Here is a 25,416-nt window from a genome sequence, read left to right as displayed (position 1 = left end):
CGCCGGGCTCGGCCAGGCGCGAACGCACTGGCGGGAAAGGGGCGTTTCGGGGCCGGAAGGAGGCCGCGCGCCTGCCGACGAGGGGCCGCCAGAGGGTCTGCAGGTGGGACCGGCAGAGAGCCGCCACTGGGGCGGACCGGAACCCGTCCGGTCGCCCGGGCAGGCGCCGCAGCGCCGCCCCGGCGACCGGTCGGGAATGCGCGATCAGAGCGCGGGGACGGGCGCGATCGCCGGCGCGGGCGCCTTGCCCTGTTCGGCCTGCATGCCGAAGATCATGCTCATCAGCTCGAGCGAGAAGATGTGCGCATAGAGCAGGGGCAGCAGGCCGCTCTGGGCCCAGCCGCGCAGGACGTCGCCGCGCACTTCGCGCAGCTTTTCCTGGTCGATCATCTGGAAGCCGCGATAGATGAACGGCTGCTCGATGCCCGGCTGCTGGATCGCGGCTTCGCCTTCCATCAGCAGGTTGTGCTTCTTGATCTCGTCGATGAACGCCTGGGTGCGCTGGCCGGCCTGCTCGAACTGCTCGCAGAACTGGAGGATGCCCTTGGTCGTATCGGTCGGCTCGGCGCCGTCGAACAGCGGGCCGCCTTCCTCGAATTCGCCGACCAGGCCGCTGGTCGGGTCGAAGCACAGCGACAGCTCCTCGCTCTGCGGGTTGAGCTTGGCGAGCATGAACGGATAGCGGCGTGCATAGGCGGGCAGGTAGACGGTCGGCGAGACGTTGCCTTCGGCGTCGACGAACACGTTGACGCCTTCGTTGAGGCCCATCAGCGCGAGCGGCACGGGATTGTCGCCCGAGGCGAAGACGATCGGGTAGTGGCGCGCCGCCTGGGGAAATTCCTCGGCGGTCAGCGGCACCGCGTGCTGGGTCGCGAGCCAGGGCGCCTTGCCGGTGCCGCGCGCGTGCCAGCCGGCATGGTCGCGGGTGTTGAGCGGCATCAGGTCGTTGTAGAACAGGGGCAGGTTGGCTTGCGGCGCGCTGGCCATGGGAACTCTCCGGCTTGAAACTGTCGCGTCGGCGCACGCGTGCCGCGCGCCCACGGGAACCGCGGCTTTACGGGCTCGCCAGAAGGGGCGCAAGGCCACCTGCAACACCGCTGTCACAGTCGGCGGGCGGAATCCCCCGCCGCCGCGCTCAGACGAGCTTGCCCGGATTGAGCAGTCCGTCCGGGTCGAGCGCCTGCTTGACCGTGCGCAACAGGCCGAGCGCGACCGGATCGCCGAGCCGGGCGAGCTCGTCGCGCTTGAGCTGGCCGATGCCGTGCTCGGCCGAGATCGAGCCCCCCGCGGCGGTGACGAGATCGTGGACGCGGCGGCTGATCGCCTTGCCTTCGCCCTCCTGCCAGGCGGCGGGATCGACGCCTTCGGGCGCGATCACGTGGAAGTGGATGTTGCCATCGCCGAGATGGCCGAAGCCGACCGCGCGCGTGCCCGGCCATTCCGCCTCGATCGCCGGCACCGCGCTTTCGACGAAATCGGGCATGGCCGCGACCGCGACCGAGATGTCGTGCTGCACCGCCGGCCCGCGCGCGCGCTCGGCCGACGGGATGGTCTCGCGAATCTGCCAGAAGCGATCGGCCTGCGCTTCGCTGGCGGCGATCGCGGCATCGGCGATCAGGCCCTGCTCGAGCGCGCCGACCAGCAGACGCTCGGCGGTGGCGGGCAGGGCTTCGGCGCCCGCGGCATCTGCGACCAGTTCGATCAGGACATGCCAGGGGTGTTCGCCTTCGATCGGCACGCGGATCGAGGGCAGGTAGTCGCGCGTCGCGGCGATCGCGTGGGCGGGCATGACTTCGAAGCCTTCGAGCGCATCGCCCGCGACGCGCCCGGCATGGAGCAGCAGCGCGCGCGCGGCGTGGAGCGAGGCGACGCCCGCCCACAGCACGCTGCGCGCCGCGACCGCCGGCTCGAGCCGCAGCGTGGCGGCGGTGACGATCCCCAGCGTGCCTTCCGAGCCGATCAGCAACTGCTTGAGATCGAAGCCGCGGTTGTCCTTCTTGAGCGGCGTGAGCTGGTCGAGCACCTGCCCGTCGGGCAGCACCGCCTGCAGCCCCAGCACCAGCGCGCGCATCGAGCCGTGGCGCAGCACCTGGGTGCCGCCGGCATTGGTCGAGACGAGCCCGCCGATCGTCGCCGAGCCCTTGCCGCCGAGCGAGAGCGGGAAGCGCAATGCCTGCGCCTCGGCGGCTTCGTGGAGGACCTGGAGGATGACCCCCGCCTCGCACGTAGCGGTGCGCGCTTCGCCATCGATGCGCGGCGCAGCGTTCATCCGGCGCAGCGAAAGCAGCAGCGCCGCGCCGCTCGCATCCGGGGTGGCGCCGCCCGACATGCCGCTGTTGCCCCCTTGCGGCACGATCGGCACGCGGTGTTCGCGGCACAGCGCGACCAGCGCCGCGACCTCGGCCGTGGAGGCGGGCGAGGCCATGCCGAGCGCGCGCCCGGTGAACCGCCCGCGCCAGTCGGTAAGCCACGGCGCCATCGTTTCGGCATCGGTGGTGAAGCCCCGCGCGCCAAGCAGCGCGCCGGCCGCCGCGAGGAAAGAAGAGCGTTCCGCCGTCATCGTCGCCGCGCTATGACCGCGCGCGCCCGGGGGCAATCCCTTTCTGCTTTCCTGCGGGTTAAGCACGTGTTCAAGAAGAAGGGCTATCGGGAGATAGCAATCGAGGTGGCCGTGGTCTGCGGCCGCAGGGGACCAACAAGCCGACGTAGCCGATGATGCTGAGCCTGGCCCATTTGCTGAGCGCGCTCGCGCTTTCGCTCGCCGCGCCCGCGGGGGCGCAGCGTCCCTCCGGGGCGGGCGAATCGGCCGACCGCTGGGCGGCGGCGATCGAGCCCGAGGGCGCGCCGATGCTGCCGCGCAGCGCCGATGCCGGCGTGCTGACCGACATGCTCGACGCGATGAGCGACGACGTGTGGAACCAAGTGCGGATCGAGCAGCGGCTGATCATCCGAATCACCCCGCCGCGCAGCGCCGGACGCGAGACGGTGCAACCGCCGCCGTTCAGCACGATCCGCTTTCGCGAGCGCAAGATGGCCAACTGCCTGCCCGTGCTCGGCATCGCCGGGGTCAAGCCGACCAGCGACAGCCGGCTGCTGCTGTTCATGCGCGACCGCCGCATCGTCGGCGCCAACCTCGACAAGCAGTGCAGCCCGGCCGACTTCTACATGGGCTTCTATGTCGAGCAGACGCAGGACGGGCTGCTGTGCGTCGGGCGCGATTCGATCCATTCGCGCGCCGGGACGACCTGCTCGCTGAGCCGGCTGCGCGAACTCGTGCCCGGCGAGTAGGCGGGCGATCGGTTCGGCTCCGGCATAGGGGCGGGGTTGCAGCGTCTGTCGGGTTTCCTTGACTTCGCGCGGGTTTCGGCATAGCGGCGAGCCGGATGCCGGACCGTCGCAAGTTCCGGCATGCGCGCGACAACGACCTGCGACGCCGGTGATCTGCGACGCCTGTATTCGGAAAATCCAACTGCATGAAATTCGCCGACCTCGGCCTCTCCGATGAATTGCTGAAGTCGGTCACCGACGCCGGCTACGATACGCCGACTCCGATCCAGGCGCAGGCGATCCCTGCGGTCCTGATGATGAAGGACCTGATCGGCATCGCCCAGACCGGCACCGGCAAGACCGCCGGTTTCGTGCTGCCGATGATCGACATCCTGGCGCACGGCCGCCGCCGCGCGCTGATGCCGCGCTCGCTGATTCTCGAGCCGACGCGCGAACTCGCCGCGCAGGTCGCCGAGAACTTCGAGAAGTACGGCAAGAACCACGATCTCAAGATGGCGCTGCTGATCGGCGGCGTGCAGATGGGCGACCAGGTCAAGGCGCTCCAGGAAGGCGTCGACGTGCTGATCGCGACGCCGGGCCGGCTGATGGACCTGTTCGAGCGCGGCAAGATCCTGCTCACCGGCTGCGACCTGCTGGTGATCGACGAAGCCGACCGGATGCTCGACATGGGCTTCATCCCCGACATCGAGACGATCTGTTCGAAGCTTCCGGCGCAGCGCCAGACGCTGCTGTTCTCGGCGACGATGCCGCCGCCGATCAAGAAGCTCGCCGACAAGTTCCTGAGCAATCCCAAGTATATCGAAGTCGCGCGGCCGGCTTCGACCAATACCAACATCGCCCAGTTCAAGGTGCCGACGACGAGCCGCGCCAAGCGCGAGGTGCTGCGCCACCTGCTGCGCACCGACAACGTCACCACCGCGATCATCTTCGCCAACCGCAAGACGACCGTGCGCGAACTGGCCAAGAGCCTGAAGCGGCACGGTTTCTCTGCGGGCGAGATCCACGGCGACATGGACCAGCCTTCGCGCAACGCCGAACTGCAGCGGTTCAAGGACGGCGAGATCAACATCCTGTGCGCCTCCGACGTCGCCGCGCGCGGGCTCGACGTGAAGGGGGTGAGCCACGTGTTCAACTTCGACACGCCGTGGCACCCGGACGACTATGTCCACCGCATCGGCCGCACCGGCCGCGGCGGGGCGACGGGCCGCGCCTTCACGCTAGTGAGCAGCGAGGACGCCGAGGCGATCGCCAATGTCGAGAAGCTGACCGGCGGCAAGATCCCCGAGCTCAAGCTCGAGGTCGACAAGGCCGAAGCGGGCGACGACGAACGCCCGGCGCGGACCGCGCGCCGCCGCCGCGACGAGCCGCAGGACGAGCGCGGCGAGCGCACCGAGCGCCGCTCCGGCCGCAAGGGGCGCGAGGAACGGCCCCGCGAGGAACGCCCGCGCGAGGAACGGCCGCGCGAGGAGCGGCGTCCGCGCGCCGAACGCAGCGTGCGCCCCGACTACAACCCGGACTATCGCGAGGACCGGCGCCAGCAGCCGTCCGAGCCGCCGAGCAAGCCCGGCGAATGGAACGGCCCGATCCCCGAATTCCTGGGCGTTTCGGCGCTCTAATCCAGCGTGGGCGGGCTGGCTCCCGAGTGTCGGGCCCTGCTGCTCGATCTGGCGAACCGGGCCGAGGTCATGCTGGGCCGCAAGGACCTCTCGCTCGCCATCGTGGTGCATCGACGCGATGACGCGGCGCCCGACGGCCCTGCCTACGACATCGCGCTGGCCTGCGATGGTGTTCCCGAACTGGTGCGGGTGATGCGGCGCGCCTTTCCGGCGCGCGCGAAGCCGCCGCTGCGGGTGTTTCTCGGCCGTTTCGGCGATCTCAATCTCGTCGGCGTGCGGGCTGCGGACCTCGCTGCGGCGCTCGTGCGGTTCGAGGCGAGCGGCCGATGATCGCGCGTGCGCGGGCAGTGGCGATGGGCTGCCTGCTGCTGGCGGCGGCGATTCCCGCAGCGGCGCCGGCGCAGTCGCCGGCGTCCGCCTCGCTCGAGACCTTCGTCGCCGAGGGCAGCGTCGGTCCCTATCGCGCCGGGCTCAACCTGACGATCAGAGATCGCCGCGAAGTCGTTGCCGCGCATTACTATTATGCGAGCACGGGCAAGGACATCCCGCTCAAGATCGTGCAAGTCGGCGAGACGCTGGTGCTCGACGAACCGGACGGGGCGCGGATGGCGCTGGCCCTGACCAACGCCGACCCGAAGGAGCCGCGTCCGCTCAATTTCGCCACTGCGACCGGGCTCGCCGGCCAGTGGACCAGCGGGGCCAAGGCGCTGCCCGCGCGGTTCGGCTTCGGCACGGTGCTGCAAGGGCCATCGCCGGCGCGCTGGTACGGCGATGTCACCCGCGAGAGCGACGCCGCGTTCGAGGCGCGGGTGCGGCGCTTCCTCAATGCGGTGCGCAAGGGCGATTGCAAGGTGCTCGCCGGGACGATGTCCTATCCGCTGACGATCAACGGCCGGACGCGCGTGACGGTGCGATTGGCGGCGGCGTTCTCGCCTTATTGCCGGCAGGTGCTCGCGCCCGCCAGCGTGGCGCGGCTGCGCGAGGCCATCCCGCACGAGATGTTCGTGCGGGACGGGCAGGCGATGGTGGCGAACGGCACGGCCTGGTTCGACGCCAACGGTGCGAAGGCGCTCAACCTGCCGTAAGCGAAAAGCTCACGCCGGCTTGACGAAGCTGTCGATCACGCGCTTGCGCCCGGCCGTCTCGAAATCGATCTCGAGCTTGTTGCCTTCCTGCGCGGCAACGGTGCCGTAGCCGAACTTGTCGTGGAACACGCGCGCGCCGATGCCGATGTCGGCGCGGGGTTTCGAGGCGAAGCTCGCCGCGCTGCGCCCCGGCTCGGCAATGCGCTTGGGCGCAGGGTCATAGACCTGCGCCGCGGCGCGCTGCCAGCCGGGGCCGCGGGTGACGATGCGCGAGGGCTGGTGCCGTGCGACGTCGGCGAAGGGATCGGAATGTTCCGACCACTGCGCCCGCCACAGCGAGGCGCCGCCCGACAGGGTGGTTTCCTCCTCGATGTGGTCGGCAGGCAGTTCGCCGATGAAGCGGCTGGGGATCGAGCTGGTCCACTGGCCGTAGATGCGCCGGTTGGCGGCGTGGAGGATGGTGCAGCGCTTCTTCGCCCGGGTGATCGCGACATAGGCTAGGCGGCGTTCTTCCTCCAGGGACGCGAGGCCGCCTTCATCGAGCGCGCGCTGGCTGGGGAAGACGCCTTCCTCCCAGCCGGGCAGGAACACCTGGTCGAATTCGAGACCCTTGGCGGCGTGGATGGTCATCACCGTGACCTTCTCCTCGTCCTCGCTCCGGTCGTTGTCCATGACCAGGCTGACGTGTTCGAGGAAGTCGCTTAAGCTTTCGTATTCCTCCATCGCGCGGGCAAGTTCTGACAGGTTTTCGAGCCGGCCATTGGCCTCGGCGCTCTTTTCGGCCTGGAGCGCGGCGGTGTAGCCGCTTTCGTCGAGGATCGTGCGGGCAAGTTCGGCCGGGACCAGCGTTCCCGCCGCATCGCGCCAGCGGGCGAAATCGCGCACCAGCGCCAGCAGCGTGTTCCTCGCGCGCGTCGGCAGTTCGTCGGTGTCGCAGATCTCGAGCGCGGCGCGCAGCAGCGGCAGGCGCTGCGCGCGGGCGAAGCGGTGGATCTTCTCCAGCGTCTTGTCGCCGAGCCCGCGCTTGGGGGTGTTGTAGATGCGCTCGAAGGCAAGGTCGTCCGACGGGCTGGCGATGAGCCGCAGGTAGGCCAATGCATCGCGGATCTCGGCGCGCTCGTAGAAGCGGAAGCCGCCGACGATCTTGTACGACATGCCGATCTGGATGAAGCGGTCCTCGATCTCGCGCGTCTGGAACTGCGCACGCACGAGGATGGCGACGGCGTCGAGACTGCACCCCTCGCGCTCCAGCCGCTCGATCTCCTCGCCGATGCGGCGCGCTTCTTCCGGCCCGTCCCAGATGCCGATGACGCGGACCTTGTCGCCGCCGTTGCGCTCGGTCCACAGCGTCTTGCCGAGGCGCTCCTCGTTGGCGGCGATCAGGCCCGAGGCGGCGCCGAGGATGTGCGGGGTGGAGCGGTAGTTCTGTTCGAGCTTGATGACTTTCGCGCCGGGAAAGTCCTTTTCGAAGCGCAGGATGTTGGCGACCTCCGCGCCGCGCCAGGAATAGATCGACTGGTCGTCGTCGCCCACCACGCAGATGTTCTTGCGCGTCTGCGCCAGTAGCCGCAGCCACAGGTACTGGACCGCGTTGGTGTCCTGGTATTCGTCGACCATGACGTACTTGAAGCGCTGCTGGTACATCGCGAGGATGTCGCGCTCGCGCCGGAAGATGTTGAGCATGTGGAGCAGCAGGTCGCCGAAGTCGCAGGCGTTGAGGTCCTTCAGCCGGTTCTGGTAGAGCGCATAGAAGCGCTGCCCCTTGCCGTTGGCATAGGCTTCGTTCTCGCCCGCATCGAGGTCCGCGGGGTTCAGCCCGCGGTTCTTCCACTTGTCGATCAGCCCGGCGAGCTGGCGCGCGGGCCAGCGCTTTTCGTCGAGACCCTCGGCCACGATCAGCTGCTTGAGCAGGCGCAGCTGATCGTCGGTGTCGATGATCGTGAAGTTCGACTGCAGCCCGACCAGCTCCGCATGGCGGCGCAGCATCTTGGCCGCGACCGAATGAAACGTGCCCAGCCAAGGCATCCCTTCGACCGACGGGCCGATCAGCTGGCCGACGCGCTCGCGCATCTCGCGCGCGGCCTTGTTGGTGAAGGTAACGCAGAGGATCTCGCTCGGCCAGGCGAGCCGCTGGCGCAGCAGGTTGGCGAGCCGCGCGGTGAGCGCGGCGGTCTTGCCGGTGCCGGCGCCCGCCAGCATCAGCACCGGGCCTTCGGTGGTGGTCACCGCATCGCGTTGCGGCGGGTTCAGGCCATCGAGCCAGGCGGGGGCGGCGTGCTGCGGGGCGGACGGGGATTCGGTGCTGCTCACCCCGGAACAAGTAGGGAACCCGCGCAGGGCGTGCAAGGCGATCGATCGCCGCTGCGGGAACGGTGGCGCCTGTGCGCCGTTAGGTTGCAGACTTGCCGTTCAATAATACTGTGGTTCATATTGGGTTAATCTTGGATCGCTCCCGGATATTATGCAGTCAAATCCAGTCGATCCTCAGTAGAATTTTCTGTTCGGCAAATAGTCGCTTCATCTTCTGGTTGTCTCGATTCACCGAAGCTCGCGGAACGCTCGTGTGCAGGCGGCGTAGGTGGCTCGAACTTCGGGTTACAAGAAAACGAACAGGAGACTACGATGCGAAAGATCTTTCTGCTGAGCGCTGCTGCGCTCGCCATGGGCAGCGTTCCTGCGGCCATCCACGCGCAGTCGACTTCCTCGACCACCACCACGACCTCTTCGTCGCCGTCGACGATGAGCGACACCACGACGAGCGCGCCGTCGTCGACGACCGGCACGACCTCGACCGATACGACCTCGACCGGCACGACTTCGACCGGCACGGCGGCCAGCGGCAAATTCTCGATGAGCGCCGACCAGAAGGGCCAATACGGCGCATGGCCCGCCGACCAGCGCACCAAGTACGACGCCTGGCCTTCGACCTACCAGGAATACTACTGGACGCTCGATGCCGACCAGCAGAAGGGCTGGTGGGCGCTGACCGACGAGCAGCGCGGGCAGATCTATGCGATGACTCCCGAGCAGCGCATGCAGGTCTGGCCGACGATCACCGCGCAGGTGAAGGGCCGCGCGACCCCGGCGACCCCGGCGCAGCCCAACCCGGGCACGGGTACCCGGGCAACGCCCGCGACGCCGGCGACGCCGCCGAGCGGCGCCTCGACCGGCAAGCCGATGGCCGACGCGACGATGGATTCGAGCGCACCGATGCCGACGGCGCCGGGCGCGGTCGACGCGGGGACGGCCCCAGCCGGCCAGCAGTATGCCGCGACCACGACCAGCGACGCCGTTCCCCCGCCGCCGGCCGATGCGATGAACAAGAAGTACCCGGTCTGCACCAAGAAGCTGCAGGACAACTGCCGCAACCGCGGCGGGGTCTGAGCGCTTTGATCGAATAACCCGCCCGAGCCATCCCCTCTCGGGTCGCAAGCGGGAAGGGCGCCGGTTTCTGCCGGCGCCCTTTTCGTATGGGCAAACGCCGCCGGTTCGGTATGTCGCGGGGATGAACCCGATCCGCCAGCACGCCCGCATCCTCACCGCCAGTCTCGTCGGCACGGCGGTGGAGTTCTACGACTTCTACATCTACGCGACCGCCGCCGCGCTGGTGATCGGACCGCTATTCTTCCCCGCCGAAAGCCAGTCGGCGCAGACCCTGCTGGCGTTCATGACCTTCGGCCTTGCCTTCTTCGCAAGGCCGGTCGGCGCGATCGCCTTCGGCCATTTCGGCGACCGCATCGGACGCAAGTCGACGCTCGTCGCCTCGCTGATGCTGATGGGCGGGTCGACGCTGCTGATCGCGTTCCTGCCGACCTATGCGATGGCCGGGCCGATCGCGCCGGCGCTGCTGTGCCTTCTGCGCTTCGGGCAGGGCTTCGGTCTCGGCGGCGAATGGGGCGGGGCCTCGCTGCTCGCGGTGGAAAACGCGCCCAAGGGCTGGGAAGCGCGCTTCGGCTCGGCGCCGCAACTGGGCGCGCCGCTGGGTTTCCTGTTCGCCAACGGGCTGTTCCTGATCCTGAGCTACACGCTGGACGAGGCCGATTTCGTAGCCTGGGGCTGGCGCATTCCGTTTCTTGCGAGCGCCTTGCTGGTCGGCCTCGGGCTGTGGGTGCGGCTGAAGATCGGCGAGACCGCGGCGTTCAAGGAAGCGCTGGCGCACGAAGCGCCGCCCGCCGTGCCGATCGGCCGGCTGCTGCGCGAACATCCCGGCGCGGTCTTGGCCGGGATCGCGGGCGTGGTCGCGTGCTTTGCGATCTTCTACCTCGCCACGACCTTCGCGCTCTCCTTCGCGACGACCAAGCTGGGTTATGCCAAACAGCAATTCCTCGGCGTCCAGCTTGCCGCCAACACCTTCCTGGCCATCGGCATCCTGATTGCCGGGTACTGGGCGGACAGGACCAGCGCGAAGAACGTGCTGGGCAAAGGGGCGCTGCTGACGGCGGTGGTCGGGCTGCTGTTCGGCTCGGGCCTCGGTTCGGGCTCGCTGCCGGTGGTCTTCGCGACGCTTTCGCTGTCGCTGCTGGTGATGGGGCTGGTCTACGGGCCGCTCGGCGGCTGGCTGCCAACGCTCTATGCCGTGCCGGTGCGCTACACCGGGATCAGCCTTGCCTTCAACATGGGCGGCATCATCGGCGGGGCGCTGGCACCGTTTGCCGCCGCCTTGCTCGCCGCGAAGGGCGGCACGCCTTACGTTGGGCTGTTCCTGACGCTGGCCGGTGCGCTGACGCTCGCGGGCGTGGTCTTCGCCCCGAAAATCAGGACCTGATGTTCAGGACTTGAGGCGCAGCAGCGTCAGCCGCGCCTTGCCGACGGTGCGCTCGCTTTCGATCTCGAGCGACTTGATCTGCGGCACTTCCTTGGCTTCGGTCTCAAGGCTCACCCAGGTGCCTTCGCCGATCCAGCCCAGTCGCACCAGCTTGTCGATCGCCACCGCGCCCGCGCCGGTCTTGTAGGGCGGATCGAGCAGGATCACGTCGAGCGGCTCCTTGACCGGGCCGAGCGAGAGCACCGACGAAGCGCGCACGTCGCATTGCGGGGCGCAGCGCAAGGCGGCGATGTTGGCGCGGATCGCGCGGATCGCGGCCGGGTCCTGTTCGACGAACAGTGCATGCTCCGCTCCGCGCGACAGGGCTTCGAGGCCCAGTGCGCCGGACCCTGCAAACAGGTCGGCCACCTTCAGCCCCTCGAAGCTGCCGAGCCGGCTGGTCAGCATCGAAAACAGCGTTTCGCGGGTACGGTCGGCGGTGGGGCGGGTGGCGTCCCCTTCAGGCGCGGCCAACTTGCGACCGCGCCATTCGCCGGCGATGATCCGCAGCATCAGCCGGGCCTCCGCGGCCCGCGCGGCGGTTTTCCGGTGGGATGCCGCGTGCCGGGGCGGGCGGGCCGGGCCGGGCGCTCGCTGGTCGGTCGCTCGCTGCTCGGACGTTCGCTGGCAGGACGGGCGCTGGCGGGAGCGGAGCGGCGCTTGTCGGCCTGCCCCGTTTTCGTTTGGGCGGCTCTGCGCTCGGCGGTCTTGGCGCCCCAGCCGGTGCGCTGATTGGGCTTGCCGGGCTTGCGGGTATCGAGTTCCTCGCGGACCTCGCGCTGGCGGACCGGCTTTTTCTTCGGGAAAGCCTTGGTGCGCGGCGCTTGCTCGGGCCGGGCCGGTGCCGGTGCAGCTGATGCGACGGGTCTGGGACGGGGCGCGGCGCCGCGGCCGATGACCGGCTTGTCCAGCTTCATCGCCTTCATGAACCGTTCGACAATCGCGGGCGGCACTTCCTCGACCGAGCCGCGCTGAAGCGCGCCCAGATGGAAGGGGCCGTAGGACGTGCGCAGCAGACGCGAAACCTGAAGCCCCAAGTGTTCCAGCACGCGGCGGACTTCGCGGTTCTTGCCTTCGGTCAGGGTCAGTTCCACCCACTGGTTGCGCCCGGTGCGGCGCTCCATGTTGGCGTCGATCGAGCCGTAGCGGATGCCGTCGATCTCGAGCCCCTGGCTCAATTCCTCGAGCTGTTCCTGGCTGATGTCGCCGAAGGTGCGGGCGCGGTAGGTGCGGGGCACGCCGCTCGCCGGCAGTTCGAGTGCGCGCTTGAGCTCGCCGTCGTTGGTCAGCAGCAGCAAGCCCTCGGTGTTGAGGTCGAGCCGGCCGACCGGCATCACCCGGCCCGCGCCATCGGGCAGCGCATTGCGCAGCGCGGTGTAGATCGTCGGACGCCCGGCGGGATCGCGCTCGGCGGTGATCAGCCCGGACGGCTTGTGGAACATGAAGATGCGCGTGGCGGCGGCCGCGCCGACCGGCTTGCCGTCGACGGTGACCCCGGCGAGCGAGGTGAGCACGGTGGCGGGCGTGGCGATGGCGACGCCGTCGAGCTCGACGCGGCCGGCTTCGATCAGACGTTCCACTTCGCGGCGCGAGGCAATGCCGGCGCGCGCGAGCAACTTGGCGATGCGTTCGCCCTCCCTGGGAGCGGCGTCGTTTTCGGATGGGGACATCGCACGGCCCTTACGCGAGACGGGCTTGGACGTCACCCCTCTCGCGCGCTATCGCTGGAGCGAACCGAGGGGACCTTCGAGCAATGGATGCGACCAAACTCGCCGAGACACTGACCGCGCAGAGCCTGTTCGCCGATTGCGAGCCGGACGAGCTGGCCGATATCGTCGCTCGCGGGCAGGTGCGCCAGTTCAAGCCCGGGCAGCCGCTGCTGGCGCAAGGCGACAAGGGCGACACGCTCTACATCGTGCTCAAGGGCCTGGCGCGGGTGAGCATGGTTGCGGCGAACGGGCGCGAGATCGTGCTCGACTATGCCGAGCCGGGGCACGTGCTGGGCGAGATCGCGTTCCTCGACGGCGGCGAGCGCACGGCGAGCGTCGATGCGATCGAGCCGGTCGAGGCGCTGAGCCTGTCGCGCGCGGCGTTCGAGGACATCGTCGACCGGCACAAGGGCCTTGCGCTGCGGCTGCTCAAGGCCATGGCGCGCAGGTTGCGCCAGAACAACGCGGTGATCGAGGCGGACCGGGCCTATACCTCCGGGCCGCGGCTCGCGCGCTTTCTGCTGCGGCTGATGATGGGCGGCGGCGAGGATGTCGGCGGGGAGGCGCGGCTCAAGATCGCGCTGAGCCAGGGGGAGCTGGGCAACTTCGCCGGCATGTCGCGCGAACAGATCAATCGCCAGCTTTCGGCCTGGGCCGACAGCGGGATCGTGGCGCTGAAGACGGGCCGGGTGACGGTGCTCGACCGCGAGGCGCTGGTCGACATCGCCGAGGCGTGGTGAGCGCGGCGCCCGCCTGCTCGATGCGTATACGAATGCCGACTGGCGGCGACGAACCGCGCGGCTAGGGTCCGCGCAGACGCCCGCGACGGATGCGGGGGCTGGGGAGACGGACATGCGGCGGATCGGTATCTTGTCGGGCCTTGCGGCCCTGGCGGTCGGCACGCCGGCGCTCGGCGCGCCGCTGCTGCCGTCGACCGAGGGCGTTTCGCAGGTGCGCCACGTGCCTTGGGCGGCGCGCGCCAACATCTACGAAGTGAATATCCGCCAATACACCCCCGAAGGCACGTTCCGCGCCTTCGAGCAGCACTTGCCGCGGCTGCGCCGGATGGGTGTCGACGTGCTGTGGATCATGCCGGTCAACCCGATTGCGAAGAAGGAGCGCAAGGGCACGCTTGGCAGTTACTACGCGGTGAGCGACTACAAGGCGGTCAATCCCGAGTTCGGCGACATGGCCGACTTCCGCCACCTTGTCGACACGGCGCACGCGCAAGGGTTCAGGGTGATCCTCGACTGGGTCGCCAACCACACCGGCTGGGATCACGTCTGGGTGGAGCAGCACCCCGACTGGTACAAGCGCAACGCGCGCGGGGAGCTGGAAGGCTTCCACTATACCGACCTGTCCGATCATCACGAGGAAGTCTGGGCCGACGTGATCGGGCTGGACTACGGCAAGCAGGCGGTGCGCGACGGCATGATCGATGCGATGCGCTTCTGGCTGAAGGAAGCCGACATCGACGGCTTTCGCTGCGATGTCGCCTGGACGTTGCCGGTGGCGTTCTGGGAGCAGGCGCGGCGCGAACTCGACGCGGTGAAGCCGGTGTTCCTGCTCGCCGAGGCCGATACACCCGAGATGCAGGCACGCGCCTTCGACATGACCTACGACTGGAAGCTCTACCACCTGCTGGTCGACGTGGCGAAGGGCAAGGCGGACGCGCGCGACCTTGCGAGGCTCTACACCGACCCGCCGCGCAAGTACCCGAGCGGGGCCTATCGGATGACCTTCACCAGCAACCACGACGAGAATTCGTGGAACGGCACTGATCGCGAGCTCTACGGCGAGGGCGCCGACGCGATGGCGGTGCTGGCGGCGACGCTGCCGGGCATGCCGCTGGTCTACAGCGGGCAGGAAGACGGCCTCGACAAGCGGCTGAAATTCTTCGAGAAGGACCCGATCGCCTGGGGCGGGTTCGAGCGCGCGCCGCTCTACGCCGGTCTGCTGAGGTTGAAGCACGACCACCCCGCGCTCGAAAGCGGCATGGAGCCGGGCAACCTCCAGCTGATCGAGACGGGCAATCCGAAAGTCTTCGCGTTCCGTCGGGTCAAGGGCGCGGACCGGGTGACGGTCGCGGTAAACCTCGCCGCTGTGCCGGCCACGGTCGTGTTGCCCGGGATCGGCAGGCGGACGCTGAAGGGGTGGGGCTGGTCGATCACGCCCCGGCAGTAGGAGCCGCGGCTTAGTGCGAGGTGACCCAGTCCTTGAGCACCTGGTCGATGCGCGACTGCCAGCCCTTGCCGGTGGCGCGGAAGTGCGCGACGACCTCGGGCGAAAGGCGCAGCGTCGTGGGCACCTTGGTCGGCGCCTTCTGCGGCCCGCGCTTGCCGATGGTGGCGGCAAGGTGCGGGAAGACTTCGGCGAACGGCCGGGCGTTGCGGATGTCTTCCTCGGACAGCTCCGGGTTGTCGGAGACTTCGTCCCAATCGGCCTGGGTGTAGCCGACACGCGTTCCTTCGGTCATGCGAGCAGCCTCCTTTCCCTGCGGTTTGCCGGGCGCGCCGACACGATCGAAATGCCTTCCGTGCCGAGCGCCGCGAAGATCACCACGACGACGCCGCGCAACTCGCCGATCGCGAAGTCGCGGCCCTTCTTATCATCTTTTTGTAGGTACGATTTGCACGAACGTCAAGCCGCACGCAAAAAGGGCGGGCCCTTGCGGACCCGCCCCCGGCTTTCGCGCTCGGCGCAAGATCAGGCGGCGTTGGCGTCGCCCTCGATCACCGAGAGCTGCTTGGGCGCACCGATCAGCACCTTCTTCGGCTTCATCGCCTCGGGCACTTCGCGCAGCAGGTCGATGGTCAGCAGGCCATCGGCGAGGTCGGCGGCTTCGACGCGGACGAAGTCGGCCAGTTCGAAGCGGCGCTCGAAGCCACGGTTGGCGATGCCAACGTGGAGGAACTGCTGCTTGTCGTCGAGATCGGCCTTGCTGCCCTTGACCACCAGCAGGTTCTGCTGCGCGGTGATGTCGAGCTCGTCGGGCTTGAAGCCGGCGACCGCCAGCGTGATGCGATAGCTGTCATCGCCGCGGCGCTCGATGTTGAAGGGGGGATAGTTGTCGCCACCCTGCGCGCGGGCCTGGCGTTCGAGCAGGTCGAACAGGCGGTCGAAGCCGACGGTGGTGCGACGATAAGGGGTGAAATCGAAACGGTTCATGGCAATATCCTCTTGATGAGCAATCTGCGCTTTCCCGCTCCGGACCCATCTGGCATCCGTGCGGGTTTGATGTGACCGGCCCCGCTTGCGGCGACCGGCACGAAGCATCATGTGTGCTTGGGCAAACGGAAATCAAGAGGGTCGAAATGAGCGAGCCGAACACCACGCCGAAGGTCGAGATCTACACCAAGTGGGGCTGCCCCTATTGCGTGCGCGCCAAGGCGCTGCTCGACCAGAAGGCGGTCGCCTACGAGGAACACGACGTGACCATGGGCGGACCGAAGAAGGCCGAGATGATGAGCCGCGCGCCCGGACACAGCACGGTTCCTTCGATCTTCATCGACGGCATGCACATCGGTGGGTCAGACGATCTTGCCGCGCTCAATGCGCAGGGCAAGCTCGACATGTTGCTCGGCAAGGCCTGATCCCGATGCGCGAAGGGGGCGCAGCGGAGGCGGTGAGGGTCGCGCTGCTACAGATGACCAGCGGCATCGATCCCGCGGCCAATGCCGCGACGATGGTCGATGCCGTCGCCCGCGCGGGGAGCGAGGGCGCGGCAATGCTGTTCACGCCCGAGATGTCGGGCCTGATCGACCGCGAGCGCAAGCGTGGCGCCGCGCACGTCGTGCCCGAGGAGCAGAGCCCGGTGCTGGGCGCAGTGCGCGATGCGGCGGCCAGGGCGGGCCTGTGGGTCCACATCGGCTCGCTGGCGGTCAAGGTCGACGGCGACCTGTGGGCGAACCGCGCCTTCGTGATCGACCCCGCGGGCGCGATAGCGGCGCGCTATGACAAGATCCACATGTTCGACGTCGACCTCGCGACCGGCGAAAGCTGGCGCGAAAGCGCTGCCTATCGCCCCGGCGAGCAGGTGGTGACGGTCGATTGCCCGGTCGGCCGGCTGGGCCTTGCGATCTGCTACGACATCCGCTTTCCCGCGCTGTTCGAGGAACTGGGGCGGCAGCGCTGCGACGCGATCGCCATTCCTGCCGCGTTTACCGTTCCCACCGGCAGGGCGCACTGGCACCTGATGCAGCGCGCCCGCGCGGTCGAGGCGAGCGCCTACGTCGTCTCTGCGGCGCAAGTCGGCCGGCACGCGGACGGGCGCGAGACCTATGGCCACAGCCTGGTGATCGATCCCTGGGGCGAGGTCGTGCTCGACATGGGCGGAGAGCGCGCGGGGCTGGGATTTGCTGAGATCGAGCCCGGCCGCATCCGCGAGGTGCGCGGGCAGCTGCCGAGCCTTGCCAACAAGCGGGAAATCCCTAAGTCGCGCGCATCATGATCGTATTCGACCTCGAGTGCCAGGGCACCGGCCATCGCTTCGAAGGGTGGTTCGGTTCCTCCGAAGATTTCGCCGACCAGCAAGCGCGGGGCCTTGTCACCTGCCCGGTGTGCGGCTCGGCCGATGTCGCCAAGGCGGTGATGGCGCCGCGGCTGGCGCGCAAGGGCAACCAGTTGCCTGCTCCTGCGCCCCGGTCGGCGCCCGCGCCCGCAGCGGGGGCGAGCAAGCCGCAGCCGATGGCCCATGCGATGCCGCCCGAAGCCGTGGCGATGATGAAGGCGATCGCGGCAATGCAGGCCGAGGCGCTCAAGACCTCGACGTGGGTCGGCGACCGCTTCGCCGAAGACGCGCGGGCGATGCACTACGGCGAGAAGGACGCAGCCCCGATCCACGGCCAGGCGACCGTCGACGAAGCGCGCGAGCTGTTCGAGGAAGGGGTCGAGATCGCCCCGTTGCTGGTGCCCGTGGTGCCGCCGGGCGAGGCGAACTGAAGGTTTTGCGCTGATAGCCGTTGCCCACGCCGCGCGACGCCCCTAAAGCAGCCGGCGGCGCGCCCGTAGCTCAGCAGGATAGAGCACCAGATTCCTAATCTGGGGGCCATGGGTTCGAATCCCGTCGGGCGCACCAGGCCTTCCCCTCGCTGCCGAGGATCGGTGTAGCGGCGCGCGGACCGCTGGGGTCTTGCGCCAGGGCGCATGGAAAACGAGATCCGTGCGGCGGCGCGCACGATCTGTCGCGCCTCAGCGCAAGTCAGCGGCCTGGAAGCTGCCCGGGCAGGTCTCGCCATCGGCGTTCGAATGGCGGCGCGGATCGCGCCGGAACGTGCCGTCTTCGAGCCGGGTCCACTTGCCGGCCGTATGCTTGCCGCAGACGACGCAGACGGCCCAGCGTTCGGCCTGGGCCTGCATTTCGGTAGTCAGAAAGCGCGGCGTGTTCAAGGCGGCGGATTATCCCTGGAGTTGCGCGGCAACTCGTAGAAACCGGCCACTGGAGCGGCAAGTCGGCCAGAATTAATTGTCTACAAACGCGCTTAACCTCATCCAAAGAAATCTCTTTGGTTAGGTCGATATTAATCACCTTTGAAAATGCGGAAGTAAGGATAAACCCGCAGGCATTGCGTCATGGAGCTGTCACCACACGCAATCCGCACAGGCCGGCGCGCGCTTGTCACGAGCGCCGGGACGGCCTGCCTCGCCTTCTCCAACGCCGCCGCGGCAGCCGCTTCGATGGCCCTCTCCGGGTACGCGGGCAGGCCGGCGGGCGACCTGTCCTGGCCGCTCGCCGCGCTGGGCGGGGCGACGATCGCCACGGTCGCTGCGATCGGCCTGGTGTGCCTCGTCCGGCAACGGTCCGCGTTGCGGCGGGCACTGGCGGAAGCGCAGGCGCTCTATCGCCTGCTCGCGGCGAGCACCAGCGACGTGGTGCTGCGGGTGGGTGCCGACGGGTGCATCGCGTATGCGTCGCCCGCCGCTGCGCGCACCGGGCTGTGGCGCGAAGGCGAATTGCACGGCGCGGCGCTGGCGGCGCTCGCACGGCCCGAGCAGCGCGATGCGCTGGCCGGGCTGATCGAGACCGCGCTCGACGGCGAGGCCCCGCCGGTGTGGCACGAGGTCCATCTCGTCGGGGCAGGCGGCAAGAGCGCCTGGTTCGAGCTCCGTCTCGAGACGTTGGGCGACGATCGCGCCGTGCGGCGCGAGGCGGTCGCGATCCTGCGCTCGATCGCCGAGCGCAAGGCGCTCGAGGACCAGCTTGCCGAAGCCGGGCTGACCGACCCGATGACCGGCCTCAGCAATCGCCGCGCCTTCGTTGCGATGCTCGAGCATCACCTCGCCGAACAGGCGGGCGGGTGCATCGCGCTGTTCGACCTCGACCACTTTCGCGCGCTCAACGACCGCCACGGCCATGCGACCGGCGACAAGGTGCTGGTGATGTTCGCGCAGCTGCTGCGCTCGCTGGTGCGCGGCGGCGATACCGTGGCGCGGCTCGGCGGCGAAACGTTCGGCATCTTGCTGCCCGCCGCCAGCGTCGACCAGGCCGAGGCGGTGGTCCGGCGCGTGCTGACCGCGCTTTCGGGCACCACGCGCGCGGTCGACAGCGTGATCGTCCGCGTCTCGGCCAGTGCGGGTGTGGCGCGCCTCGACGGGTCTGCCGACGATGCGTTGCGCTCGGCCGATCTGGCGGTGCAGATGGCCAAGGCGAAGGGGCGCGACCGGCTCGAGCTGGCGCCGCGACTGCGCATCGAGCGCCATTCACGATGGTAGGAGTCGTATCTGCGACGAATCGCGAGGTTTCCCCGGGATTTCGCCGCAAACCTTGTTGAACCGGGCCAGGTTCTGTGATTCTGTAAAGGAGTGATGCCGCGCCGCCGCTCCCACCTTCGGCTCCCCCGCGAAAGCCTGACCCAGACCCTCGCGCTGGTCGCCTTGCTGCTGCTCGGCGCGGTCGGTATCGCCGGGCCGAGCGGGCTGCTCGCCTGGGGCGAGAATGCGCGACTGCTCGACCAGCGCCAGAAGGAGCTGGTGCAGCTGACGCTCGAGCGCGACCGGCTGAAGAACCGCATCGACCTGCTCGACCCGCGCCACGCCGATCCCGACCTGGTCGGCGAACTGCTGCGCTCCGACCTCAATGTCGCGCACCCCGACGAGCTGGTGATCCCGATCCGTTGACGCGCCGGGGGCGGGAACGCCTGGCCAGCAGCGCCGTTCTGCCCGCGACACGCGCAAGGGGGGCACTGCGATGACCGGAAAGCCATGGACCGGGGCTGGCGCATCCGCCGGCGCGATCGCATAAGCGGCGGCGTGGACAATCCCGGTGGACCCGAGGAGCAGGCGGCCAGCCCGTCGGTGTGGCGCTATGCTCGCGCGTCGCGCGCGCACGTCGTGGTCGATGCGGCGGACTACTTCCACCTGATGCGCGGCGCGATGCTGGCGGCGCGCCAGCGCATCCTGCTGATCGGCTGGGACTTCGATACGCGCATCCTGATCGGCGACGGCCGGCGCTGGTGGAACCTGCCACGCAAGCGCATTGCCCCGGCGCGACTCGGCGCCTTCGTCGTCTGGCTCGCCAACCGGCACAAGCGCGTCGAGATCAAGGTGCTGAAGTGGAACTTCGGCGCGATCAAGGCGGTGTTCCGCGGCTCGATGATCGTGGACCTGCTCCGCTGGTGGAAGCACCCGCGGATCGGCTTCAAGCTCGACAGTGCGCATCCGCTGGGGTGCAGCCACCACCAGAAGATCGTGGTGATCGACGATCGCTTCGCGGTGTGCGGCGGCATCGACATGGCCGGTGACCGCTGGGACACGAGCGAGCACCTCGAGAAGGACCCGCGCCGGCGGCGGCCGGGCGGCCGCACGCTCTACGGCCCCTGGCACGACTGCACCATGCTGCTCGAGGGCGAGGTCGCCCGGGTGCTCGGCGACTATGGCCGCACGCGCTGGGAGCAGGCCGGCGGCAAGCCGATGGCGGCCTGCGCGCCGCAGGACGAGACGCCATGGCCCGAAGGCATCGCGGCCGAGTTCCGCGATGTCGAGGTGGGCATCGCGCGGACCCGCTCGCAGTACGGCAACGCCGCCGAAGTGCGCGAAATCGAGGCGTTGTTCGTCGAGCAGATCGCGCGGGCGAAGCGCTTCATCTATGCCGAGAACCAGTATTTCGCCTCGCGCACCGTGGCCGAGGCGATGGCGCTGCGGCTGTCGCAGCCCGATCCGCCCGAGATCGTGCTGGTCATGCCCCAAAGCAGTGACGGCTGGCTGGAACAGGCGGCAATGGACGGCGCGCGCATCCGCCTGTTCCGCGCGGTGAAGGAAGCCGACAAGGCGGGGCGTTTCAGCATCTGGCACCCCTACAACGCCGCCGGAATGCCGATCTACGTGCATTCCAAGCTGACCATCATCGACGACGAGGTGCTGCGCGTCGGTTCGGCCAACATGAACAACCGCTCGATGGGCCTCGACAGTGAATGCGACGTGTTCATCGACTGCGCGCGGCCGAGCAACGGCCATTGCAGCGCGGCCATAGGGCGCCTGCGGCTGCGGCTGCTCGGCGAACATTGCGGAATGGCGCCAGAGGCGGTAGCGGACCTCGTTCGCGAGCGCGGATCGATGGCTGCGGCGATCGACGCTGCGCCCGCGACAGGCAAGCGCCTGCGCCGCTTCGTCCCGCGCGAGCTGAGCGATGCGGAAAAGGCGCTGGCCGACGCCGAGGTGCTCGATCCCGAGCGCCCCGAGGAAATGCTGGCGTTTTACCGGCGCGGCGGCCTGTTCAAGAGCCGCATCCTGCGCCGGCCGCGCTGAGCGAGCGAGAGGACATGCGAATGGCGCACGATCACCTGCACGACGACGATGACGAGGACCTCGCGCGGGGCAAGGCCCCGGTGCCCGAGGACGTGCAGGAGGCGATCCGCACCCTGATCCGCTGGTCGGGCGACGACCCGGCGCGCGAGGGCCTGCTCGACACGCCCAAGCGCGTGGCGCGCGCCTGGAAGGAATATTGCCAGGGCTATGGCGAGGATCCTTCCGCGCACCTGTCGCGCCAGTTCGAGGAGGTGGGCGGCTACAACGAGCTGGTCCTGCTCAAGGACATCCCGTTCCAGTCGCATTGCGAACACCACATGGCGCCGATCGTGGGCAAGGCGGCGATCGCCTACCTGCCGCGGCACAAGGTGGTCGGAATCTCCAAGCTCGCCCGCGTGCTGCACGCCTATGCCCGCCGCCTGCAGATCCAGGAGCGGCTGACCAGCGAAGTCGCGCAGTGCATCTGGGACGCGCTGAAGCCCCACGGCGTCGCGGTGGTGATCGAGGCGCAGCACGGCTGCATGACCGGGCGCGGCGTGCGCACGCCGGGCGTCGGCATGGTCACCAGCCGGCTGATCGGCACGTTCCTCGAGGACAATCGCAGCCGCAAGGAAGTGCTCAGCCTGATGGGCTATTGAGCGAATGGCCGCGCTTACGCCGGTGATGGAAGTCGAGGCGCTGCAGGCGTTCCTGCTCGGCGCCTTTCCGGCCGAAGTCCGCGATCGCATCGGCCGGGTGAGCGAAATCGCGTCGGGCCGCGTGCGCCTGCGGCTCGATCCGGGGCCGGACGCGCTGCGTCCGGGCAACCTGGTTTCGGGGCCGACGCAGATGGGGCTGGTCGATGTCGCTGCCTATGCCGTCGTGCTGGCGCATATCGGCCCGCAGCCGATGGCGGTGACCAGCAGCCTGACGATGAACTTCCTGCGCGGCGCGCGCCTTGCGCCGCTCTTCGCCGACGCGATGCTGCTCAAGCTCGGGCGCCGGCTGGCGACCGTCGATGTGCGGCTGTGGCAGGACGATGCCGGGACGTTGGTTGCGCAGGCCACCGCGATCTATGCCCTGCCCGCGTGAGCGCTTCTGCAATGAATTGATACGTATCAGGCATTTGCGAGACACTGCTGAGATCCATTCCCTGCTGCGCAGGAGCCGCGAAGACGGTTCCGCCAGCAGAGGAGCAGACGTGATGAAGGCACTTGTCGGGCGTGGCCTGGTCGTTCTTGTCGCAGGTCTCGCATGGCCCATGCCGGCGAGCGCGGCGGCGCGGCTCGCGCACAGCGAGGTAATCGAACATGGCTCGGGTCCGGTGCCGACGAACTGGACCGGAACGCCGCTCGTGACCGCGCGGCAGGTCGGAGCGCCGGGCGCGGCGGGGCGCCCGGCGAGCCTCAGGTGCCTGTGGCGGGTCGACCTCGCCATCCTACGCCGGGCGCAACTGGCCTCGGGCGCGCTGCTCACCGCAACGAGCCGCGAGGACCACGTCTTCGAGCTCGCGCGGCCTGGCTGGTGCGGCAGCGCGATGGCAGCCTTCGCCGGTCGGAAGGGCGAACGCGACAACGCGTTGCGCGCCCGCTTGCGCCTTCACGCCGCACACGACACCAAGGCGGTCATGGCGCAGGCCGATGCGATCGGAGCTGCGGACGCAACAGGATGACCCGATGAAACCGATTTCCCCCGCGATCCTTTTTCTTCTGCCGGTCGCTGCCGGCCTCGCCGCCCCGGCGCGCGCGCAAGTCGCGCTCGACGGCGGGATCGAGGCGGCGAGCGACGAGATCCGCCGCGGCATCGGCTGGAGCGATGGCGAGGTCACCGCCTCGGCCGACGGCAAGGCCGGGCTCAAGGGTTTCGAGGCGGCGGTGCGCGTCGCGGCGTTGCGCGGATCGCAGCGCCACGGGGGGGCCGACGCGGTGGGCGACCTCGAACTGGCCAAGAGCTTCGCCACCGGCGGCCTGACCTGGCGCGGCGCGGTGATCGGCCATGTCTTCACCGGCGCCGATCGCGCCATGGACTATGTCGAGCTGGGACTGGGCACGCGCTACGGCATCGGCCCGGTGGACCTTGGCGCAGGCGCGGTGTTCGCGCCGAGCCAGCGCGCGATCGGCGGGCAGAACCTCTACCTCCATGCCGATGCGCGCGCCGGGTTGCCGGCGTTTCCGGTCAGCCTTTCAGCCGGGGTCGGCTATACGACGGGGAGCGGCAGCTCGCCCCGGGCTGCGCGGTTGCGCCCCGGCGGGGACTATGCCGACTGGCGCGTCGGCCTGGAATTCACGCAGTTCCCGTTCACGCTCGGGGTCGACTACGTCGGCAACGACATCGACCGCGCGAAGGCGCGGAGCGAGCCGTCGCCCTACGCCGATGGCCGCCACGTGGGCGACAAGGTGGTCGCAAGAGTGCGCTTCGGCTTCTGATCGCGCCTGCCGCGCCCGCCCGGGAAAGTGGCCGGACCGGCTGCGAGGCGCGGGCGATCCGCGTCCTCGAGCCGGTCCGAAGTAGCATTGCGCCGGTTCAGCGGCGCGTTGTCGCATCGTACCAGGCGGCGACGTCGTCGTGCATGCGGGTCAGTTCGCGCGGGTTGAGATAGACCATGTGGCCGCTCTCGTAATAGCGGAAGCTGATGTTCTTTCTGAGCTCGGGCGCGAGGCCCATGTGCGCGACGTCGTACTCGGTCGAATAGAACGGCGTCGCTGCATCGAAGTAGCCGTTGAGGAACAGCACCTTGAGATCGGGATCGACGCGCATCGTCGCGGCGAGGTCGACCGCGGTGTTGGGCGCGGGCTGGGGATAGCGATCGCCCGGCGCGCGGTGCTTCCAGTCCCAGTCGAACGAGCCGTCGCGGGCCGAAAGCTTGTAGGGCATATCCGGCTTGTAGCCCAGGACTTGCGCGGCATAGTTGCGAAAGCCTGCGAAGTAGGCGCCGGTGATCGCGGTGCTTGCCGGATCGTCGTCGGGGCTGTCTGCGTTGGCATCGGCGACGTTGAGCAGATAGCGCGTATCGAGCCGCCCGGTGGCGACGCCGCGATCGCGCAGCAGCTCGGTCTGGAAGTGGCCGAGGCTGATCCTCAGATTCGACCTGAGGATGTAGTCTTCCGACAGGCCGGTATAGGCCGCCATCTGCCGGGCGACGGCGCGCTTCTCCTCGTCGGGCACGGCATCGCCCTTGGCCAGCGCCGCGGCGTAGGGACCGGCGACGAAGGCGCGCACTTCGGCGAGGAACGGCTCGAGCGCGGCCGGGCGGTTGGGCACGCGATTGTGATACCATGCGGTAGCGGCATAGGTCGGGAACAGGATCTGGTAGTTCTGGTCGTAGCCCGGCTGGCGCACGCCATAGTTGAGGATGGTCGAGAGCAGAACGATCCCGTCGACGCTCATCCCCCGCTCCTCAAGCAGCGCGGCGACCGCGCCCGAGCGCAGCGTTCCGTAGCTTTCGCCGAACAGGACCTTGGGGCTGCCCCAGCGGTTGGTCTTGTCGACATAGCGCATGATGGCGCGGGCGAAGGCGTCGGCGTCCTGGTCGACGCCCCAGAAGTCCTTGCCGGTCTTGTCGCCCAGGGGGCGCGACCAGCCCGCGCCGATCGCGTCGATGAACACGAGGTCGGTCTTGTCGATCAGCGAATCCGGATTGGGGCGCACGGCATAGTCGCGGGGCGCGACGTAGACGGGATCGTTGGTCGCGACGCGCACCGGGGCGAAGCTGCCCATGTGCAGCCACACCGTCGGCGAGCCCGGGCCACCGTTATAGAAGAAAGTCACCGGTCGGTTGCCACCGCCATCGCGGGTATAGGCGGTGTAGAACATCGACGCGGTCGGCTTGCCGTCGTCGTCGCGGATGGTGAACGTGCCGGCGGTGGCGGTGTAGGGGATCTTCGCGCCGCGCACGGTGACGCTGCCCTTGCTGGTGCTCGCCTGCTCCTCGACCGGCGGGCGGACCCAGGCTTTCTCCACGTCGGCCTTCATCGCCTCGGCGTGGGTCTTGGGTTCGGCCTTGATTTCGGATGGCTTCTCCTGCGCCGCAGCAGGGGTAAGCGAAGTGGCGGCGAGAGCTGCCGCAAGAAACAGAGATCGCATCACAAGCCCTTGATACCATGACATAAAAAGATCGACGCCGGGCGCCGGTCGGCCTTGATGCTTGCGGCTATCGGGTTTCGTTTGCAACCGCCTTGTCACAATGCGGCGAC

27 protein-coding genes and 1 tRNA gene are annotated in these 25,416 nt (G+C 68.8%); 19 read left to right on the top strand and 9 right to left on the bottom strand.

The window, feature by feature from the left end; all coding sequences use genetic code 11:
* Positions 1-204 precede the first annotated feature (204 nt).
* The gene (locus K3A85_RS11765) at positions 205-987 is read right to left on the bottom strand and encodes a SapC family protein (RefSeq protein ID WP_225206692.1); all 783 of its coding nucleotides are present in this window, start codon (positions 985-987) and stop codon (positions 205-207) included.
* Between the two features lie 148 nt (positions 988-1,135).
* Complete coding sequence (locus K3A85_RS11760) at positions 1,136-2,560, bottom strand: FAD-binding oxidoreductase (protein ID WP_225206691.1); 1,425 nt, start codon at positions 2,558-2,560, stop codon at positions 1,136-1,138.
* A 152-nt stretch (positions 2,561-2,712) separates the two neighbouring features.
* Here K3A85_RS11760 and K3A85_RS11755 point away from each other — a divergent pair, with 152 nt between their 5' ends.
* From K3A85_RS11755 to K3A85_RS11740, 4 genes are all read left to right on the top strand, one after another.
* Positions 2,713-3,288, top strand: coding sequence for a hypothetical protein (locus K3A85_RS11755; protein WP_225206690.1), 576 nt, complete (start codon positions 2,713-2,715; stop codon positions 3,286-3,288).
* A 185-nt stretch (positions 3,289-3,473) separates the two neighbouring features.
* Positions 3,474-4,904, top strand: coding sequence for a DEAD/DEAH box helicase (locus K3A85_RS11750; protein WP_225206689.1), 1,431 nt, complete (start codon positions 3,474-3,476; stop codon positions 4,902-4,904).
* 6 nt (positions 4,905-4,910) lie between these two features.
* Entirely contained in the window at positions 4,911-5,234 is a 324-nt protein-coding gene (locus tag K3A85_RS11745; RefSeq protein ID WP_225206688.1) for a hypothetical protein, read from the top strand.
* Positions 5,231-5,989, top strand: coding sequence for a hypothetical protein (locus K3A85_RS11740; protein ID WP_225206687.1), 759 nt, complete (start codon positions 5,231-5,233; stop codon positions 5,987-5,989). Before K3A85_RS11745 ends, K3A85_RS11740 begins: the two co-directional genes overlap by 4 nt.
* Before the next feature lie 9 nt (positions 5,990-5,998).
* Here K3A85_RS11740 and K3A85_RS11735 read toward each other — a convergent pair whose 3' ends face one another.
* A complete protein-coding gene (locus K3A85_RS11735) occupies positions 5,999-8,299 on the bottom strand; it encodes an ATP-dependent helicase (protein WP_225206686.1) in 2,301 nt (766 codons plus the stop codon).
* 312 nt (positions 8,300-8,611) lie between these two features.
* On the opposite strand from K3A85_RS11735, the gene K3A85_RS11730 reads away from it, so the two are divergent.
* Positions 8,612-9,373, top strand: a complete 762-nt coding sequence (locus tag K3A85_RS11730; protein WP_225206685.1) for a hypothetical protein — start codon at positions 8,612-8,614, stop codon at positions 9,371-9,373.
* Positions 9,374-9,494: 121 nt separating this feature from the next.
* Entirely contained in the window at positions 9,495-10,754 is a 1,260-nt protein-coding gene (locus K3A85_RS11725; RefSeq protein ID WP_225206684.1) for an MFS transporter, read from the top strand.
* Positions 10,755-10,757: 3 nt separating this feature from the next.
* Here the strand turns inward: K3A85_RS11725 and rsmD are convergent, their stop codons facing one another.
* The gene (gene rsmD, locus K3A85_RS11720; protein WP_225206683.1) at positions 10,758-11,306 is read right to left on the bottom strand and encodes a 16S rRNA (guanine(966)-N(2))-methyltransferase RsmD; all 549 of its coding nucleotides are present in this window, start codon (positions 11,304-11,306) and stop codon (positions 10,758-10,760) included.
* Positions 11,306-12,463 carry a pseudouridine synthase gene (locus tag K3A85_RS11715; protein WP_225206682.1) on the bottom strand — a complete coding sequence of 386 codons (1,158 nt, stop codon included), beginning with the start codon at positions 12,461-12,463 and terminating at the stop codon, positions 11,306-11,308. Before K3A85_RS11715 ends, rsmD begins: the two co-directional genes overlap by 1 nt.
* A gap of 83 nt (positions 12,464-12,546) precedes the next feature.
* Here K3A85_RS11715 and K3A85_RS11710 point away from each other — a divergent pair, with 83 nt between their 5' ends.
* A complete protein-coding gene (locus tag K3A85_RS11710; protein WP_225206681.1) occupies positions 12,547-13,242 on the top strand; it encodes a Crp/Fnr family transcriptional regulator in 696 nt (231 codons plus the stop codon).
* A 112-nt stretch (positions 13,243-13,354) separates the two neighbouring features.
* Entirely contained in the window at positions 13,355-14,686 is a 1,332-nt protein-coding gene (locus K3A85_RS11705) for an alpha-amylase family glycosyl hydrolase (RefSeq protein ID WP_225206680.1), read from the top strand.
* Positions 14,687-14,696: 10 nt separating this feature from the next.
* Here K3A85_RS11705 and K3A85_RS11700 read toward each other — a convergent pair whose 3' ends face one another.
* Together K3A85_RS11700 and K3A85_RS11695 are read right to left on the bottom strand one after the other, a co-directional pair.
* Entirely contained in the window at positions 14,697-14,978 is a 282-nt protein-coding gene (locus tag K3A85_RS11700) for a BrnA antitoxin family protein (protein ID WP_225206679.1), read from the bottom strand.
* Between the two features lie 230 nt (positions 14,979-15,208).
* Positions 15,209-15,670, bottom strand: coding sequence for an Hsp20 family protein (locus K3A85_RS11695; protein WP_225206678.1), 462 nt, complete (start codon positions 15,668-15,670; stop codon positions 15,209-15,211).
* A 146-nt stretch (positions 15,671-15,816) separates the two neighbouring features.
* Between K3A85_RS11695 and grxC the strand changes: the two genes are divergently transcribed.
* The 4 genes from grxC (at position 15,817) to K3A85_RS11675 (ending at position 17,579) form a co-directional block, all read left to right on the top strand.
* On the top strand, positions 15,817-16,095 hold the full coding sequence (grxC, locus tag K3A85_RS11690; protein WP_225206677.1) for a glutaredoxin 3: 279 nt from the start codon (positions 15,817-15,819) through the stop codon (positions 16,093-16,095).
* Between the two features lie 5 nt (positions 16,096-16,100).
* Positions 16,101-16,952, top strand: coding sequence for a carbon-nitrogen hydrolase family protein (locus K3A85_RS11685; RefSeq protein WP_225206676.1), 852 nt, complete (start codon positions 16,101-16,103; stop codon positions 16,950-16,952).
* A complete protein-coding gene (locus K3A85_RS11680) occupies positions 16,949-17,443 on the top strand; it encodes a DUF1178 family protein (protein ID WP_225206675.1) in 495 nt (164 codons plus the stop codon). The genes K3A85_RS11685 and K3A85_RS11680 overlap by 4 nt, the downstream gene beginning before the upstream one ends.
* A gap of 59 nt (positions 17,444-17,502) precedes the next feature.
* Positions 17,503-17,579, top strand: a tRNA-Arg gene (locus K3A85_RS11675).
* Between the two features lie 113 nt (positions 17,580-17,692).
* Here K3A85_RS11675 and K3A85_RS11670 read toward each other — a convergent pair.
* Positions 17,693-17,890 carry a hypothetical protein gene (locus K3A85_RS11670; RefSeq protein ID WP_225206674.1) on the bottom strand — a complete coding sequence of 66 codons (198 nt, stop codon included), beginning with the start codon at positions 17,888-17,890 and terminating at the stop codon, positions 17,693-17,695.
* Positions 17,891-18,178: 288 nt separating this feature from the next.
* Here K3A85_RS11670 and K3A85_RS11665 point away from each other — a divergent pair, with 288 nt between their 5' ends.
* The 7 genes from K3A85_RS11665 (at position 18,179) to K3A85_RS11635 (ending at position 23,649) form a co-directional block, all read left to right on the top strand.
* Positions 18,179-19,213: a GGDEF domain-containing protein gene (locus tag K3A85_RS11665; protein WP_225206673.1), complete on the top strand. Its 1,035-nt coding sequence runs from the start codon at positions 18,179-18,181 to the stop codon at positions 19,211-19,213.
* Between the two features lie 93 nt (positions 19,214-19,306).
* The gene (locus K3A85_RS11660; protein WP_225206672.1) at positions 19,307-19,618 is read left to right on the top strand and encodes an FtsB family cell division protein; all 312 of its coding nucleotides are present in this window, start codon (positions 19,307-19,309) and stop codon (positions 19,616-19,618) included.
* Positions 19,619-19,750: 132 nt separating this feature from the next.
* Positions 19,751-21,244, top strand: coding sequence for a phospholipase D-like domain-containing protein (locus tag K3A85_RS11655; protein ID WP_225206671.1), 1,494 nt, complete (start codon positions 19,751-19,753; stop codon positions 21,242-21,244).
* 20 nt (positions 21,245-21,264) lie between these two features.
* Positions 21,265-21,882, top strand: coding sequence for a GTP cyclohydrolase I FolE (gene folE / locus K3A85_RS11650; RefSeq protein ID WP_225206670.1), 618 nt, complete (start codon positions 21,265-21,267; stop codon positions 21,880-21,882).
* Between the two features lie 4 nt (positions 21,883-21,886).
* Complete coding sequence (locus K3A85_RS11645; protein WP_225206669.1) at positions 21,887-22,315, top strand: PaaI family thioesterase; 429 nt, start codon at positions 21,887-21,889, stop codon at positions 22,313-22,315.
* A 112-nt stretch (positions 22,316-22,427) separates the two neighbouring features.
* Positions 22,428-22,895 carry a hypothetical protein gene (locus tag K3A85_RS11640; RefSeq protein WP_225206668.1) on the top strand — a complete coding sequence of 156 codons (468 nt, stop codon included), beginning with the start codon at positions 22,428-22,430 and terminating at the stop codon, positions 22,893-22,895.
* A gap of 4 nt (positions 22,896-22,899) precedes the next feature.
* Positions 22,900-23,649, top strand: a complete 750-nt coding sequence (locus K3A85_RS11635; RefSeq protein ID WP_225206667.1) for a TorF family putative porin — start codon at positions 22,900-22,902, stop codon at positions 23,647-23,649.
* Between the two features lie 97 nt (positions 23,650-23,746).
* Here the strand turns inward: K3A85_RS11635 and K3A85_RS11630 are convergent, their stop codons facing one another.
* The gene (locus tag K3A85_RS11630) at positions 23,747-25,306 is read right to left on the bottom strand and encodes a S10 family peptidase (RefSeq protein WP_225206666.1); all 1,560 of its coding nucleotides are present in this window, start codon (positions 25,304-25,306) and stop codon (positions 23,747-23,749) included.
* Between the last annotated feature and the right edge of the window lie 110 nt (positions 25,307-25,416).

It is taken from the genome of Novosphingobium huizhouense, assembly GCF_020179475.1.
Lineage (GTDB): Bacteria > Pseudomonadota > Alphaproteobacteria > Sphingomonadales > Sphingomonadaceae > Novosphingobium > Novosphingobium huizhouense.
The sequence above is the reverse complement of the archived record's forward strand: the minus strand, read 5'-3'. Positions and strand labels throughout refer to the sequence as shown.

What these genes read in the sequence shown, in the direction of transcription:
- K3A85_RS11740 (WP_225206687.1), top strand. Translation starts at nt 5,231, where the DNA reads ATGATCGCGCGTGCGCGGGCAGTGGCGATGGGCTGCCTGCTGCTGGCG.
- K3A85_RS11760 (WP_225206691.1), bottom strand. Translation starts at nt 2,560, where the DNA reads ATGACGGCGGAACGCTCTTCTTTCCTCGCGGCGGCCGGCGCGCTGCTT.
- K3A85_RS11755 (WP_225206690.1), top strand. Translation starts at nt 2,713, where the DNA reads ATGATGCTGAGCCTGGCCCATTTGCTGAGCGCGCTCGCGCTTTCGCTC.
- K3A85_RS11695 (WP_225206678.1), bottom strand. Translation starts at nt 15,670, where the DNA reads ATGAACCGTTTCGATTTCACCCCTTATCGTCGCACCACCGTCGGCTTC.
- grxC (WP_225206677.1), top strand. Translation starts at nt 15,817, where the DNA reads ATGAGCGAGCCGAACACCACGCCGAAGGTCGAGATCTACACCAAGTGG.
- K3A85_RS11700 (WP_225206679.1), bottom strand. Translation starts at nt 14,978, where the DNA reads ATGACCGAAGGAACGCGTGTCGGCTACACCCAGGCCGATTGGGACGAA.
- K3A85_RS11665 (WP_225206673.1), top strand. Translation starts at nt 18,179, where the DNA reads ATGGCCCTCTCCGGGTACGCGGGCAGGCCGGCGGGCGACCTGTCCTGG.
- K3A85_RS11645 (WP_225206669.1), top strand. Translation starts at nt 21,887, where the DNA reads ATGGCCGCGCTTACGCCGGTGATGGAAGTCGAGGCGCTGCAGGCGTTC.
- K3A85_RS11685 (WP_225206676.1), top strand. Translation starts at nt 16,101, where the DNA reads ATGCGCGAAGGGGGCGCAGCGGAGGCGGTGAGGGTCGCGCTGCTACAG.
- K3A85_RS11680 (WP_225206675.1), top strand. Translation starts at nt 16,949, where the DNA reads ATGATCGTATTCGACCTCGAGTGCCAGGGCACCGGCCATCGCTTCGAA.
- K3A85_RS11725 (WP_225206684.1), top strand. Translation starts at nt 9,495, where the DNA reads ATGAACCCGATCCGCCAGCACGCCCGCATCCTCACCGCCAGTCTCGTC.
- K3A85_RS11705 (WP_225206680.1), top strand. Translation starts at nt 13,355, where the DNA reads ATGCGGCGGATCGGTATCTTGTCGGGCCTTGCGGCCCTGGCGGTCGGC.
- K3A85_RS11630 (WP_225206666.1), bottom strand. Translation starts at nt 25,306, where the DNA reads ATGCGATCTCTGTTTCTTGCGGCAGCTCTCGCCGCCACTTCGCTTACC.
- K3A85_RS11640 (WP_225206668.1), top strand. Translation starts at nt 22,428, where the DNA reads ATGAAGGCACTTGTCGGGCGTGGCCTGGTCGTTCTTGTCGCAGGTCTC.
- K3A85_RS11750 (WP_225206689.1), top strand. Translation starts at nt 3,474, where the DNA reads ATGAAATTCGCCGACCTCGGCCTCTCCGATGAATTGCTGAAGTCGGTC.
- K3A85_RS11765 (WP_225206692.1), bottom strand. Translation starts at nt 987, where the DNA reads ATGGCCAGCGCGCCGCAAGCCAACCTGCCCCTGTTCTACAACGACCTG.
- folE (WP_225206670.1), top strand. Translation starts at nt 21,265, where the DNA reads ATGGCGCACGATCACCTGCACGACGACGATGACGAGGACCTCGCGCGG.
- K3A85_RS11715 (WP_225206682.1), bottom strand. Translation starts at nt 12,463, where the DNA reads ATGTCCCCATCCGAAAACGACGCCGCTCCCAGGGAGGGCGAACGCATC.
- K3A85_RS11710 (WP_225206681.1), top strand. Translation starts at nt 12,547, where the DNA reads ATGGATGCGACCAAACTCGCCGAGACACTGACCGCGCAGAGCCTGTTC.
- K3A85_RS11635 (WP_225206667.1), top strand. Translation starts at nt 22,900, where the DNA reads ATGAAACCGATTTCCCCCGCGATCCTTTTTCTTCTGCCGGTCGCTGCC.
- rsmD (WP_225206683.1), bottom strand. Translation starts at nt 11,306, where the DNA reads ATGCTGCGGATCATCGCCGGCGAATGGCGCGGTCGCAAGTTGGCCGCG.
- K3A85_RS11730 (WP_225206685.1), top strand. Translation starts at nt 8,612, where the DNA reads ATGCGAAAGATCTTTCTGCTGAGCGCTGCTGCGCTCGCCATGGGCAGC.
- K3A85_RS11660 (WP_225206672.1), top strand. Translation starts at nt 19,307, where the DNA reads ATGCCGCGCCGCCGCTCCCACCTTCGGCTCCCCCGCGAAAGCCTGACC.